Source organism: Amphritea atlantica (assembly GCF_024347255.1).
GTDB lineage: Bacteria > Pseudomonadota > Gammaproteobacteria > Pseudomonadales > Balneatricaceae > Amphritea > Amphritea atlantica.
In genome coordinates, this window is the sequence record NZ_AP025284.1 from 3,654,296 (window position 1) to 3,669,313 (window position 15,018).

General features: G+C 52.2%; 11 protein-coding genes. 10 read left to right on the forward strand and 1 reads right to left on the reverse strand.

Annotated features, from left to right (window positions below; genetic code table 11):
* Positions 1 to 22: 22 nt before the first annotated feature.
* From OCU43_RS16875 to OCU43_RS16910, 8 genes are all read left to right on the forward strand, one after another.
* On the forward strand, positions 23 to 433 hold the full coding sequence (locus tag OCU43_RS16875) for a hypothetical protein (protein WP_091359369.1): 411 nt from the start codon (positions 23 to 25) through the stop codon (positions 431 to 433).
* Between the two features lie 38 nt (positions 434 to 471).
* On the forward strand, positions 472 to 2,829 hold the full coding sequence (locus tag OCU43_RS16880; protein ID WP_091359366.1) for an intermembrane phospholipid transport YdbH family protein: 2,358 nt from the start codon (positions 472 to 474) through the stop codon (positions 2,827 to 2,829).
* A 70-nt stretch (positions 2,830 to 2,899) separates the two neighbouring features.
* Positions 2,900 to 3,100, forward strand: coding sequence for a YnbE family lipoprotein (locus OCU43_RS16885; protein WP_091359363.1), 201 nt, complete (start codon positions 2,900 to 2,902; stop codon positions 3,098 to 3,100).
* 11 nt (positions 3,101 to 3,111) lie between these two features.
* Positions 3,112 to 3,447, forward strand: coding sequence for a YdbL family probable chaperone protein (locus tag OCU43_RS16890; protein ID WP_091359361.1), 336 nt, complete (start codon positions 3,112 to 3,114; stop codon positions 3,445 to 3,447).
* 24 nt (positions 3,448 to 3,471) lie between these two features.
* Positions 3,472 to 3,993 carry a disulfide bond formation protein B gene (locus OCU43_RS16895; protein WP_091359358.1) on the forward strand — a complete coding sequence of 174 codons (522 nt, stop codon included), beginning with the start codon at positions 3,472 to 3,474 and terminating at the stop codon, positions 3,991 to 3,993.
* Complete coding sequence (locus OCU43_RS16900) at positions 3,993 to 5,111, forward strand: lipid A deacylase LpxR family protein (RefSeq protein WP_091359356.1); 1,119 nt, start codon at positions 3,993 to 3,995, stop codon at positions 5,109 to 5,111. The genes OCU43_RS16895 and OCU43_RS16900 overlap by 1 nt, the downstream gene beginning before the upstream one ends.
* Positions 5,112 to 5,383: 272 nt before the next feature.
* Positions 5,384 to 7,267, forward strand: a complete 1,884-nt coding sequence (locus tag OCU43_RS16905) for an autotransporter outer membrane beta-barrel domain-containing protein (RefSeq protein WP_091359353.1) — start codon at positions 5,384 to 5,386, stop codon at positions 7,265 to 7,267.
* A gap of 430 nt (positions 7,268 to 7,697) precedes the next feature.
* Positions 7,698 to 8,186 (forward strand): alpha/beta fold hydrolase, encoded by a 489-nt coding sequence (locus OCU43_RS16910; protein ID WP_261833013.1) that lies wholly within the window; start codon positions 7,698 to 7,700, stop codon positions 8,184 to 8,186.
* Between the two features lie 771 nt (positions 8,187 to 8,957).
* Here OCU43_RS16910 and OCU43_RS16915 read toward each other — a convergent pair.
* Complete coding sequence (locus OCU43_RS16915) at positions 8,958 to 10,991, reverse strand: TonB-dependent copper receptor (RefSeq protein ID WP_175483542.1); 2,034 nt, start codon at positions 10,989 to 10,991, stop codon at positions 8,958 to 8,960.
* Positions 10,992 to 11,328: 337 nt separating this feature from the next.
* On the opposite strand from OCU43_RS16915, the gene gcvP reads away from it, so the two are divergent.
* Together gcvP and OCU43_RS16925 are read left to right on the forward strand one after the other, a co-directional pair.
* Positions 11,329 to 14,235 carry an aminomethyl-transferring glycine dehydrogenase gene (gcvP, locus tag OCU43_RS16920; protein ID WP_091359343.1) on the forward strand — a complete coding sequence of 969 codons (2,907 nt, stop codon included), beginning with the start codon at positions 11,329 to 11,331 and terminating at the stop codon, positions 14,233 to 14,235.
* A gap of 246 nt (positions 14,236 to 14,481) precedes the next feature.
* Positions 14,482 to 14,739, forward strand: coding sequence for an HlyU family transcriptional regulator (locus tag OCU43_RS16925; RefSeq protein WP_091359340.1), 258 nt, complete (start codon positions 14,482 to 14,484; stop codon positions 14,737 to 14,739).
* The last annotated feature ends 279 nt before the right edge of the window (positions 14,740 to 15,018 follow it).

Consider the following 15,018-nt stretch of genomic DNA (forward strand, 5'->3'; position numbering starts at 1 on the left):
TAAAAGATCAGGCAACGCCGATATGCGTTTTATTATCCGTAGTCACAACGATGCGTTTCACCTTGAACCCTGCGACAGCGAAACAGCGGCAGCACCGGGGGCGGCAGATTACCTGATCGGGGATGCCGACACCCTGCTAAGGCTCTATGTAGAAACAGACCTGGATGACCCACTGTTTAAGCTGTTACAACAGTTGCGCGGCCATTTTCTGGCGGATCTGGATGCGGTTGAAACCCGGGCAGAGATCTATGGTCTGATATACTGGTTACTGGATGATAACGGTATCAGTGCCCAGGGCGCCTCGCTGGAAGAAACAGCTGACCGGCTCAGCGATATTGATATTGCCGCCGACAGCGACCAGTATGCGAAGATCATCTTTCATCTGAGGGATGCAGTCGACCGGCTCTGTGAGATGGAGCTGGAGGATATCTGATGTTTAACGGGGTTTAATATTGTGACAGGGAGAGGTGCATGCGCAAACTGCTGATAGCCACGGCTCTCCTGTGCTTCCTGATAGCCAGTGTCTATGCAGCGCTTCCGGCAATTGCCGAATACAGTGTCCGCCAGCTTTTGGCAGAGCAGCAGATCGATGCCAGCTTTGACTTACAAAGACCCGGCCTTAACACGATCCGGATCAACCAGCTTAAACTACAGAAAAGCACTCCGGATCAGTCGTTCGTCCTGACGGCAGAAGCAATCGATCTGCGCTTCACCCCCTGGCTGTTATTTAATTCACAGCGGGTTAAAAGTTTGCATATAGATGGGCTGCAGCTGGATCTGGCTTTAGCGCAGCGTTCAGCAGCCACGACTGAACCGGGACAGCTGCCGTTCCCTCCTCTGCCCTCCTATCTGTTAAAGCAGTTACCCGCCGATACGATTAAACTGGAACACTTCAGGGTCAATATCCATTCATCTTCTGAAACCGACAGCTTTCCTCCACTGGTTTTTTCCGGTCATCTTTCAACCGATAATGAGCAGCTCCGCCTCAGTGTTGACCAGATTCAGGATGCCCCGCAGATCGCTCTGAAGCTGATGGTTGACCATCAGGATACCGGCCAGCTGACCCTGTCCACCCAGGAGATTCCCGCCCTTGAAGCCCGCTTTTCACTGTCCTATCAGGCACCACAGCTTAGTGTCCAAAGCCAGACAAACCTCTACCCGGAACAACTGCAGATACTATTGCAGCAGCCGTTGTTAACGGCGTTTATGGCATTGCCTGCGCCGGTCTCCCTGCCTGAAATATCCGGCACCGTTACGCTCTCAGGCAGTAGCGAAATCCCCCTCGACAGCGGTCTCAGTGCCACCAGTCATCACTACCAGGTCTCTAGTCAGGTTGCCCTGCAGCGGCCCATCCCTGAACTGGCGCGACTGGATATGCAACAGAACTCAGCGCTGCTACTGGAGAACGATGAGCTGACGCTGACCATAGAGCAGCTATCCGCCAACGGTCAGCAGTTTGCAGCCCACGGGAGCGGGTCAGGAGCCCCGACAATTCGCTCCGATGCTATACAGGTTGAGCTGATTAACCCCCTGCAGATTAAAACCACGGTGCAAACACTCAGCCAGTCCGGTATCAACACGCTACAGCTGCCCCGGACAGATCTGCTTATCAGACTGCAACCAGTGACGATTAAATCCGCCGGACAACCAGATATACAGATCAGCTCTGCACCTCTTTCACTCTCACTGTCAGAGATCAGGCTCAGTGACCAGCATCTGCAGGCCGATCTGACAGCTGACCAGATCGAAGGGGTTTACAACGCCCACCCACTGCCACTGATAAAACTGAACAGCCATGCTGACATCAGCCCGGAAAAAGTTAGCCAGCGCTTCAGCCTTAATCTGCAGGACAAGCTGCTGGCTGCTGCAACAGAGGTCAGCGGTTCAACCACCACAGATCTTACAAGCAACCGCACCACCGGCAGCTGGAAAACCGCCGTGCCACTCACCGGCATCGAAAAACTACTGCGACGTTTTAGCCAGGAGATCCCCCCGGAACTGGTATTCACCGCAGGCACACTGCACCAGCAGGGCTGGCTGGATATGAATAACACGGGTATCGCTCTGCGGCTGTTAAACCGGACAAACAAAGCCAGCTTCAGTTACGATCAGACCCATCTGTACGACATCGACTGGAGTTCAGAAACGGTTAAGAACCACCGCGGTAAATTAGAGGATAGCGGTCAGTTAGAGATCGCTTTTATCGATGTTGGTGTGCCACTGCAAAACTTCTCAGGACGCTACCGCCTTGAACAGAGCGCAGCGGGCAAACAGACGCTACAGCTCGACAGTAGCACTGTTGACCTACTCGGAGGAAAGGTGACCACCCTGCCGGTAACACTGGCATTGGATAATCCCGACTTTAAGACAGCAATCGCGGTGACAGGGATCGACCTGGCGCAACTGATCGCGCTGGAGCAGCAGGAGGGACTCACCGGTAGCGGAACCCTTAATGGTCAGATGCCGGTCCACTTCAGCGACGGGGCGTTAACCATCACAGGGGGACAGGTTCTCAGCACCCCGGACGGGGGCTGGATCAGGTTCGAGCCACCGGCGGAGTTTCTGGCGTTACAGGAAGCCAACCCGGCCCTGGGCATCGCCTTTGATGCGCTTCGCAACATGCGCTATGAGAGTCTGGGAATTGAACTGGATTACCAGCCAGATGGGGAGGCCCTGCTAAAAACCCACCTGAAAGGACATAATCCCAACTGGAACCGGGGGCAGCCAGTCGACTTTACCATCAATATCGAGGAAAACATCCCGAAATTGTTACAAGCCCTTCAATTTACAGACAAATTGACGAAAACACTGGAAAAGCGATACCGTTGACAGGTTACAATCAGGCAGGGCCGCCACAACGGTATCATAAACGTGCTTTACTATTGACGGAGAACAGCATATGTATATGCCAAAAACACTACAATCGCTGACATTATGCAGTTTGATGCTGATGTTGGCTGCCTGTACACCAACCGTACAGGTCGCTGTTCCAAATGAACCGATCACTATTAATCTTAATGTGAAGATCAAACACGAGATACTGATTAAGGTCGATAAAGAGATTGATAACCTGTTAGAAGAAAACAGCGAACTATTCTGAGGAGCAGCACCATGAAGCAGATAAAAAATATACTGACATTCGCGACCCTGCTGCTGAGCCTGGCGATCACCCCCTCTGCCTGGGCGATCAGCCTGGATGATGCTAAAAATCAGGGACTGGTAGGTGAACAACTTAACGGCTATCTCGGCGTCGTAAAAAGCACCCCTGAGGTTGATAATCTGGTTAAAACAATCAACAGTAAACGTCGGGAAGCGTACGCAGAAACCGCCCGCAACGCAGGTGTGGAGATAAATATTATCGAGTTGCGTATTGGCCAGCGTCTGACCCAGCGGGCTCCGACCGGACAATATGTTCAAACCCCTGACGGACAGTGGTCTAAAAAATAAACTTTAAACGATCAGGACAATAATGTGAGCACCTTCGAAGTTTCAGGTAAGCCCTCATATCGTTCAAACAATCTCTTAGGCTTTTTGATCTGCGTTGCCAGTCTGGCCGTCACAGAGATCTACATCGAACCGTTGATAGATCAGAGTAATTGCGCCCTGTGTTCGGTAATACGCATCATACTGCTGCTGATGGCAGGATTTTTTCTGCTCGGTTTTCTGATAAACCGCAGTGTCTACTTTCAGCGGTTGCTGGCGACACTGCATCTGCTGCTGATTGCCGGCGGCCTGGTGACCATTGTGCGCAGCCTGTTTGCCGACACCAGCGATATCTCTGAAAGTTGTCAGCAGAGCACCTCTGTCCTGCTGGAAAAAGGCAGTCTCAATGCCCTGCTGACCACACTGGACAATGCCGGTATCTGCCCGGTGCCTGACTGGCAGTTCTATCAGCTAAACGTGGCCCACCTGTCACTGATTATCCTGTTGATTCTGCTGGTAGTGGTGTGGAAGATCATGATTAAAAAACCCCAGAGAAACCTGTTCTTCTAATGAAAACCACAGCCGTAATACTAACCGTCGGGCTGACACTGTCGGCCCCGCTTATGGCGGCTCCCTCGCAGCCGGATCCCTTTGCCAGTGAAAAAAAAGCGTTGCTCGGCAGCGAGTCCAACCCCGGAACCTTTAACTTTTATCTGGAAAACGACCTGTTTGCCGATACCGATCAGCAGTATACCAACGGCATCCGTTTTTCCTGGACCTCACCGGACCTGACCAGTTATCTGGATGATAAACGACTACCAGTGTGGGCGCGACGCTATAACCGTTATATCACCGCACCGCTGGGCCTGTTTGACGATACCCCGCCGAAACAGGATGAGATCGTCCGTAACCTGGTTGTCACCCTGGGGCAGCAGATGTTTACCCCAAAAGACAACAAACGCACCACGGTTGATCCCGATGACCGCCCCTATGCCGGCTGGCTCTATCTGGGGATGGGTTACCACCTGAAGCATAAACAGCGGATGGATTCCGCCATTATGAATATCGGCCTTATCGGCCCGGCATCACTGGCAAAAGAAGCTCAGGATCTGGTGCACGATGTCCGCGGCATCGAAAAGTTTGATGGCTGGGATAATCAGCTGAACAATGAACTGGGGCTGCAACTGGTCTATGAACGAAAATACCGCACCCCCGTTCAGCGTATTAAAGGCGCACTGGAATACGACATTATCTGGCATGGTGGCGCCAGTCTCGGCAACGTCGCCACCTATCTCAACGCTGGTGCAGAGTTTCGTTTAGGCTGGTTCCTTCCCGATGACTTCGGTACCTCTTCACTCCGCCCCGGAGGAGACAATAGCGCCCCGGGTAGCAATGACCTCCGCACCCAAAGCACCTCCGGTTACAGCCGTGACCAGAACTTTGGCCTGCACGGCTTTATAGCGATAGATGGTCGTTGGGTTTTACGGGATATATTCCTGGACGGTAACACATTCAGTCACAGCCACTCGGTGGATAAAGAGAATTGGGTCGGCGACGTCAGTATCGGTGCCAGCATGCTGGTCGAGGACTGGAAAATCTCATACGCCCGGGTATTCCGCAGCAAAGAGTTTGATACCCAGAAAGAAACCCACAGCTTCGGTTCAATCTCAGCGTCTTATAGCTTTTAAACAGAGCGGCAAAGTTAAGCTTTTGATGTAAAGTTCAAGGACAATGACGCGGTCATATTACGGTCATTTTGGGCAGTCCTGAAAAAGTTCCAGTTAAAAAATTGTCCTGGATCATGGACAGGACAACATAAGCTTTAACTTAAACGGCAAACTTAATATCCTATCGCCCATCAGACATTCAGTATCTGTGGCAGTCAGAGATCGCTCTGGGTACAACGTCAATCAACTAAAACACAACAATCAGTAGATCAATTACGGAAAGGAATCCTCCTATGCGCCTCAAACGAGTGATCAGCAAAACGCTGTCCGCCTCCCTGCTCTCCATCGCAATCGCAATCGCATCAACCCATCAGGCATACGCCGCTGACGTCAATCTGGTTTTCGTCGTCGATGAGTCCGGTTCAATGTCGGGGGAACACGCCTGGCTACCCGACTTCACCTCACAACTGGAAACTGACCTGCAGGACATCGTCGGACTCAGTTCCAGCTTCGGTCTGGTAGGCTATGGCAACAGTGCAATAGCACCACGGCCATTCACCGTTGGTAGTGGACAGTTTGGCAACGCCAGCGACTTTGCTTCCGCGACATCAGGTTTGGTGGTAAACGGGGGCACTGAAGATGGTTATGCGGGAATCCAATATGCCCTTGATAATCTGACGTTTGATCCCGGGGCACGGGTGGCCATCATCCTGGTAACCGATGAAGACCGGGATATCTATGATAGTAATCTGGACTACAACTCTATCCTGACCGCTCTGCAGGATAAAGGGGCAACACTGACTGGTATTCTCAACCAGCCTATGAGTTCCGGCAATAATGACGCAGCCATTGGTACAGACGGTACAGACACCTATATCGCTGACGGCAGCGGCGGTTTTACAACTGCGGCTGGGGTAATCTTTCCACCTCAATCTTCTTATGATACCACTACAGATGATTACACCAACCTCGCTATCGCTGCCCAGGGCTGCGTAGCAGACCTGAACCTGCTGCGCGCTGGCGGCACCGATGCTCAATCCTTCTCCGCAGCATTTCTTAACTGTCTGTCCAATGTGATTCAGTCGCAACCGGGTAACGGTGGAATGCAGCAGCTACAACTCTCTTCCCGTACACTACCACGGATTATCAGCTATAACCGTCAGACAGGTATCTTCCAGCTGCAAAATATCAACCAGCGATTAAATTCGCGCCGCTCTGGTACCGTTGTGCAGATTGATCTGGATAAACTGAAAATAGAACAAAATGGCCAGATGGTCTCTTACCGCGAGATTCTCGAAGAACAGGGCATCACTGATATTAACGGAGCCGCAGCAGGTGAAGGACAGCCATCAGCACTGGCCAGGGGCCTGTTCATCGAAGGCCGGATGGACAAGGGTTCTTTCGACGCCAGCAACAACTCTGTCGGCAGTGACTTTGACACCAACGGATTAACGGTCGGGTTTGACTACCGCTTTACACCTGAACTACTTGCTGGTGTTGCTCTGGGCTACACCAACAACAACACCGAACAGGATGGAAATCAGGGTGAAACAGACACCGAAGCGACTTCACTGTTTGCCTATGGTACCTTCTATCCGACTGAAAACATCTTTATTGATGGACTGGTGGGCTACAGCTGGACAAACCATGGTATCAGCCGGAACTTTGGCGGCAATACCATGAAAGCGAAAACCGACTCAACTACTCAGCACCTGATGGTTAAAGGCGGTTATAACTTTATCGCCTCAGATAGCCTGATGCTAACACCTTCACTGGCCGCTAATTACGAAAAAATTGATGTCGATGGTTATACCGAAACAGGTGTAACGCCGCTGACCGTTGGTGATGATCAGGCAGAATCGGTTCGTCTGACTCTGGGTGGTGAGCTGGTTAAATACCTTCAGATAAAGCAGAAAGATGTGGAACTCAATGCCAGCCTGGCATTTGTACATGAGTTCGCTGATGACTCCCGCAGTGTTGCCGTTAACTTTGTCGGCGGCTCCTCTGTACTCAATATGGATATCAGCGAACTCGATCAGGAATACATGACCCTGGGGTTGGGCACTTCCGTTATGCTGTCAGATTCATCTAAACTATCTCTGCGATACAGCACCTATCTGGATAACAGCGATGTCGAGAATCACAGTCTGGCTGCCCAGTTCCGCTATGAGTTTTGATAAAGGCTCTTAAATGAGTTCTTAAATAAGCTTTTAAAATAAGCAGAGAGATATTCTGAAACGATTTGCTCTACTAAAAGCAAAGTGCAACCGCAGGGAGATACTGTTACAAGGTATCTCCCTGTTTGCGTTTATACTTTGCGGCTGCCAGCAACAACCAGTAAAACCAGATCCGACGCTGAATACACCTCCAGGCTTTCACTTTCAACAACTCAGCTCCACCCAGTTCGAACACTGGTTAGCTGTACCGGAAAAGAGCACCTCTAACCGGCACTGCTTAACGGTTTATCTGGAAGGTGACGGTATTCCCTTTATTAAACAAGGCTCACGCATTGCAGCCAACCCCACCGGAATTAAAAACCCACTGTTACAACTAGCCCGCCAGGACCTGGACAATGCGGTATGGCTGGGACGGCCCTGTTATTTTGGCCTGCAAAACAGCCGCAACTGCTCACCCCATCTATGGAGCTTTGGACGCTACGCTGAAAGCGTTGCTGAGAGTCTTGAAGAGATCATAACCCGGTTAGCCGGTGACAAACAGGTAGTTCTGGTTGGCCACAGCGGCGGCGGTGTGCTGGCAGCCATTATCGCCCAGCGCTCACCTCAGGTAACCGAACTGATTACCCTTGCCGCACCACTGGATACCGATAGCTGGACATCCAGTCATGGTTACTCACCCCTGTTCGACTCTATCAACCCGGCACAACTGCCGGTCAGCCAACACAATCTGAAGCAACTGCATATCATTGGCGATAAAGATAGCGAAGTGACCTCACAACATCAGATGGCATACCTTAGCCGCTACCCTGAAGCCCGACGGATATCTCTGGTCGGAGTAAATCATCAGTTGGAAGGACTCTCGACACAAGACTGGCTTAAACTCATTACCCGTGAAAGGCAGACCCTTGGCTGCGATTGAACTCCCCCCGATCTTAATACGTCTGACACCTTCAAACACTAACCACCAAAAACACACTACCCAACAGACATTATCAGAACATCTGGAAACCACTTAAAAGCCTTAAAACCAAAGCTCTTCTCAGTGCCCTCTGTGTCCTTAGCATGCCCTTTGGGTACTGAGGTAAAACCAACCACTCTAAAAGATTTTTCACCACCGAGAACACAGAGAACACCGAGGAGAAGCAACTCTTATAAAATACTTCGCCACCAGAAACACAGTACCCAAAGGACATGCTAAGCACACCAAGGAAACCACTTTAATCAAAGCTCCTCTCTGTGGATCTCTGTGTCCTCTGTGATAAAACGCTCTTACCAAAAGCTCTTCTCTGTGGACCTCTGTGCCTTCTATGGTAAAACGCTCTTACCAAAAGCTCTTCTCTGTGGACCTCTGTGCCCTCTGTGGTGAAACGCTCTTACCAAAAGCCCTTCTCTCTAAACCTCTATGTCCTTAGCATGCCCTTTGGGTACTAAGGTAAAACCAATCACTCTAAAAGATTTTTCACCACCGAGAACACAGAGAACACCGAGGAGAAGCAACTCTTATAAAATACTTCTCCACCAGAAACACAGTACCCAAAGGACATGCTAAGCACACCAAGGAAACCACTTTAACCAAAGCTCCTCTCTGTAGATCTCTGTGTCCTCTGTGGTGAAACGCTCTTACCAAAACAAAGATATAAAAAAGCCGGGTCAAAGGACCCGGCAAAACTAAAGGGAAAATCCAAAACAATCAGAACGACTGTGTCACCCGAATCCAGGCGCTGCGGCCCGGTTCTGTCACCTGATAACTGGTACCAGTGGTCACATCTCCCCGGCTCTCATGCACGGTGTAAGCCTTATCCATCAGGTTATCAACTCCGGCCAACAGTCTTAAACCACTCTCAAACTCATACTGCGCATGCATATTAACAACGCCATAGCCTGGCGTTTTGCGCACATCCTGCCCACCGCAGTTCGCAGCGCCACTGAGACAGATATCTTTCTGACTGGCAACCAGTTGCCACTCGGCCCCCATTTGTAGCGGACCCTTCTGATAATCGAGGGAGGTATTCAGCTCCAGCGGCGCGATACGTGACAAGGGAGTGTCATCATCCAGGTTATTACCCACTGTCCAGGCCAGCGAACTGCCCAACTGCCAGTTGGCATTCAGAGGGTATGCCGCTTCCAGTTCAGCGCCGTAGAGTTCCGCCTCAACATTGCGATAGAGATCACGGTTTTTCATCCCAGCAGTCACTGTTTCGCGCAGAATGTAATCGTTAACGCGGTTATACCAGCCCGTTGCCGACCAGCTCACAGATTCCAGATTACCCTGCAGGCTGACTTCCAGCTGATGATGCTTCTCGGGGTCCAGTTCCGGATTCCCGATCCAGTCACCGGTCATGGTATAACGCGCCATATAGCGTTCGGTGGCATCGGCAGTACGCACGCTGCGTGACAACGTACTTTCAACTGTGTACTGATCATTCAGACGGTGAGTCCAGCTGGCAAAACCGCCTACATTATGCTCGGTCCGTTGCTCTCCTGCATCGGCCGGTGCTCCGGCTAGTTGCCAGATATCAGCTGAACTTAAGACCGGCATACCCGCAGTCTCATCTCTGCGGGTGGCTTCCGCTTTAATCAGATCGTAACGCAGCCCGCCTTTGACAATATCATCGGCACCCAGCGCTTTTTCACCCTCAGCAAACACACCGGTCTGCTTAATCTCTGCACCCGGCCACATAATCCGCTGCACAACTCCGGCGGCATTCTGCAACTCTGCATTACGTTCGTTATTCTGTATATCCGCCCCAAAGGTCCAGTCGATATCAGCGGCCCGGGCATCAAATATCAGCCGCAGCCCCTCGGTGTCCGAGGTCGATGGTGCCTGCATCTTCATCATTCCCGACGGACGCAGACTGTAGTTATCCATGTTGTGCTTCACATCAGACTGATAGAGTTCCAGTTGCATCTGTTGCAACGCTCCCTGCTCAAACTCATGGGTCAGTTTCAGACGGGAGGTGTCGGCATCTGCATAGGGCGAGTCCATCCCCGCACCAGCAAACAGCACATCATCCTCTTCCTGTTTCTCATAACTGGCTTCAATAGTGGTCAGATCCGTCAGCCTATACCCCACCAACAGTGATTTAGACAGGCTTTCAAAGGATGAACGAACCTCATTACCGTCACCGTCTTCATAGTTATCGGCTTCGGTTTTATGACCGATAACACGGATATAGCCCTGATCAGACCCTGCCGCAACATCCGCTCCCAGTTCATAGCGGTCACTGTTGCCCTGATAGCTGGCACTGAGTTCACCGCTATAGCCCTTGTCATCAAACTGCGGCCAGTCCCGCTCAAACAGTACCGTTCCGCCGGAACCGCCTCCGCCATAGACAACAGTACGATTGCCCTTGATTACGGTAACACTGTCATAGCTATCAACATTACTATATGAGGTCGGGGGGTCCATCCGGTTGGGACAGCCACCATGAACATAGGCGCCATCCAGCAGAATATTCAGTTGGGTCTGGCTCTGCCCCCGGATCACCGGGTCAATCGACCGGCCACCCATACGGATACCGGAGACACCGCTCAGGCTTTGTAACAGTTCACCGCCATCCGTCGTCGGGGATGCCTGCACCGCTGCGGTTTCACTCTGCACAGTATTTTCCACCTGAGGTAGCCCCGAGGTTATCTCGATCACCAGCGGTTTATCATCATGGCCGGCGAATGCCGGAGCGGAAATAGCGGCGGCGACCGCCAGCGAAAGGGTTGTCTTGATCATACAGCGTTCCTTAGCAGAGACAGATATAAGCATTAACCGCTATTGTAAATTCACGTGCTGCTGCTGGGGTGTGACAGGATGCCGCATGGTGCTGTGACATATTGCCGCACTGATATCAGGGTCTATAGTGGAAACAGACCCGACACTATAAGCACATCTGTTTCCAATAATGGAATATCGACTATTTTTTAATACATCAACGCCACAAAAAGCTGTATCATACGCCACCAAAATCAGAGGGGCGGTTAAGCCAACTAACACTTAGCCAGTAAGCCTCCGTGCACGTTTTGTATTTTACTTACCCACTTTCAATTTTGATCTTCGCAGGACACACACCATGAGCGCAGATAACATCCAATCCCTGGCACAGCTGGAACAGACTGATGCATTTATCGGTCGTCATATCGGCCCCAACACCGAAGAACAGCTGTCTATGCTGGCCGAACTGGGGCTGGAATCCCTGGATCAGTTGATCGAGCAGACCGTCCCCGGCAGCATCCAGCTAAAACAACCAATCAACCTGGACACCTGCCGTACTGAGGATGATGTGCTGGCGGAACTGAAGCAGATCGCCTCGAAAAATGTGATCAACCGCTCCATGATCGGTATGGGTTACACCGATACCATCGTGCCCAATGTTATCCTGCGTAATGTTCTGGAAAACCCCGGCTGGTACACCGCCTATACGCCCTATCAGCCTGAAGTCGCTCAGGGACGTCTCGAAGCCCTGCTGAACTATCAGCAGATGGTGCTTGATCTCACTGGTCTGGATCTGGCCAATGCCTCCCTGCTGGATGAAGCCACCGCCGCAGCCGAAGCGATGACCCTGTGTAAACGGATGTCCAAGGCGCGCAAAGCCAACACCTTCCTGGTGGATGAAAACCTGCACCCGCAAAACATCAGCGTGATCCAGACCCGTGCCGAACCACTGGGCTATGATGTGATCGTTGGCGATCTGGACAGCCTGATCGAGCAGCACGAACCGTTCGGCGTGATCGCTCAATACCCGGGCACCTACGGCCATGTGAAAGATCTGTCTGAACTGATTGAAAAGACCCACGCCAAAAAAGCGCTGTTCTGTGCCGCAGCCGATATCATGAGTCTGGTAATGCTCAAGTCACCAGGCGAGCTGGGGGCCGATGTTGTGTTTGGTTCCGCTCAGCGCTTTGGTGTGCCGATGGGTTTTGGTGGCCCACACGCGGCCTACTTTGCCACCCGCGATGAATACAAGCGTTCGGTGCCTGGCCGTATTATCGGCGTGTCTGTCGATAGCCGCGGTAATCAGGCACTGCGGATGGCGATGCAGACCCGTGAGCAACATATCCGCCGCGAGAAAGCCACCTCTAACATCTGTACTGCACAGGTGCTGCTGGCCAATATGGCAGGTTTCTACGCCACCTATCATGGTCCTGAGGGTCTGAAGACGATCGCTGGCCGCATCCACCGGATGGCTGATATTCTCGCCGCGGGTCTGCAGGCTAAAGGGGTTCAACTGGTTAACAGCCACTGGTTCGACACCCTCACTCTGGATCTGGGAGAACAACGTGACAACGCCTATGAAGCCGCGCTGGCACTGGGGATCAACCTGCGTAAAGTGGGCAGCGATCAGTTGGGTATCACCTGCGACGAAAAAACCGAGCGTCAGGATATTCTCGATCTGTGGCAGGCGATTCTGGGGGCTGATCACGGTCTGGATATTGACGCGATTGATACCCAGTTGGTCACCAACGGCTCAGCATCCATCCCGGCTGAACTGGTGCGCACCTCTGCGATTCTGACCCATCCGGTATTCAACACCCATCACAGTGAAACCGAGATGCTGCGCTACCTCAAGCGGCTGGAAAACAAAGATATTTCGCTGACCCACGCGATGATCGCACTGGGTTCCTGCACCATGAAGCTGAACGCCACCGCCGAGATGATTCCGGTCAGCTGGCCTGAATTTGCCAACCTGCACCCGTTTGCACCGATTGATCAGGCCGCTGGCTACAGCGAGATGATCAACTCACTGGAACAGATGCTGATCGCCATCACCGGTTTCGATGCCATCTGCATGCAGCCGAACTCCGGCGCACAGGGCGAATACGCGGGTCTGCTGGCGATCCGTAAATTCCATCAGGCCAACGGCGATGATCACCGCAATATCTGTCTGATCCCAAGCTCGGCGCACGGGACTAACCCCGCCTCCGCAGCGCTGGCAGATATGAAAGTAGTTATCGTCGGCTGTGATGACCAAGGCAACGTCGATATGGCGGACATGCGGGCCAAAGCGGAACTGCACGCCGACAATCTCGCCTGCCTGATGATCACCTATCCCTCCACCCACGGTGTATACGAAGAGAGCATCCGCGAGATCTGCGGGATCATCCACCAGCACGGCGGGCAGGTGTATATGGATGGTGCCAATATGAACGCACAGGTGGCGATCAGCCAGCCGGGCGAAATTGGCGCGGACGTGTCCCACCTTAACCTGCACAAAACCTTCTGTATCCCTCACGGTGGCGGCGGCCCGGGTATGGGCCCTATCGGTATCAAAGCGCACCTGGCACCGTTCGTGGCTAACCACCCGGTACAGAAAATTGATGGTCCGAACGCGGACAACGGTGCCGTATCAGCAGCCCCCTGGGGCAGCGCCAGCATCCTGCCGATCACCTGGGTGTATATCGCCCTGATGGGTCAGCCGGGTCTGCGTAAAGCGACTGAAGTTGCCATTCTCAATGCCAACTACATGGCGAAGAAGCTGGGTGAACACTACCCGGTGCTCTACACAGGCCGTAACGACAAAGTCGCCCACGAATGCATCATCGACCTGCGCCCGCTGAAAGAGCGCACCGGTATCTCTGAAGAGGATGTTGCCAAGCGCCTGATGGATTACGGTTTCCATGCACCGACCATGTCCTTCCCGGTGGCCGGCACGCTGATGATCGAGCCGACCGAGTCCGAGCCGCTGTGCGAACTGGACCGTTTCATCGAAGCGATGGCCGCCATTCGTCAGGAGATAGCCGATGTTGAAGCCGGCATTCTTGATGCTGAAAAGAACCCGCTGAAAGGCGCACCTCACACACTGGAAGACCTGATCGATCCTAACTGGGATCGCCCCTACTCTCCGGTTCTGGGAGCCTTCCCGCTGGCGTCCGTTAAAGCCAACAAGTTCTGGCCAACGGTTAACCGCATCGACAACGTCTATGGCGACCGCAACCTGTTCTGCGCCTGCCCATCGATTGAGAGCTATTCGCAAGAGTAAGTTTGATATTGCTTTACGTTAAAACGCAAAAGGCCGCCCCGTGAGCGGCCTTTTTTGTGACACCCTGAAGATCAGCAGCAGAGCACGTTGCGAGGCTGATTACACGTCTGATCTCCTCTCAAACCGCTATCTCTTGTCCAACCTTAGTACCTTTTTCATACACCCTTAAACATACTTTGGTATCTCAACGCTTCCTCTTGGGCTTCGCCTGCTCTATACATGAAATAAAAAAAAGAGGAGAGAACCATGTCCCTGCTATCAGCGCTGAAATCACTGTTTACGCCCCTGCCTGAGGGGGCAATCCGTTATAAAGGCTATACCATCCTGGCCACACCTGAGGAAAATGGCGGAGTGTTCCGGATCAGTGGTGTGATCGCCAGAAAAAATCACCAGAAAAGCTTTACCCTGGTTGACCAGGTTGCGGACCGGAGCCTGAGTGTCAAACACTGGCAACAGTACGCAAAAAACTTTATTGATCAGAAAAACCTGAACCCTCTGACCTGATAACAGAAAAGGGCCTTCATAGTGTAAGGTCCTTTAACTAAGTGAAGCAGTTGATAGCGCTTTGTAAAGTTTCCTGGCCGCTGCGTTACAGTCACCACCAAAAAGTTCTCACCAATTGTCAGCAGCATCGGTACTCCGCCCCTTTTTAGCAAGAGCTGAAACCAGAAGTTAAGCAAAGAGCCGCTCCAGCAACATCGCAACAAGCTTATATCAGGAATGACAGCCTGATCCCGCTGGGCTTTATGATTGATTTCCGCCTGCAACAACTGCAATGGATCC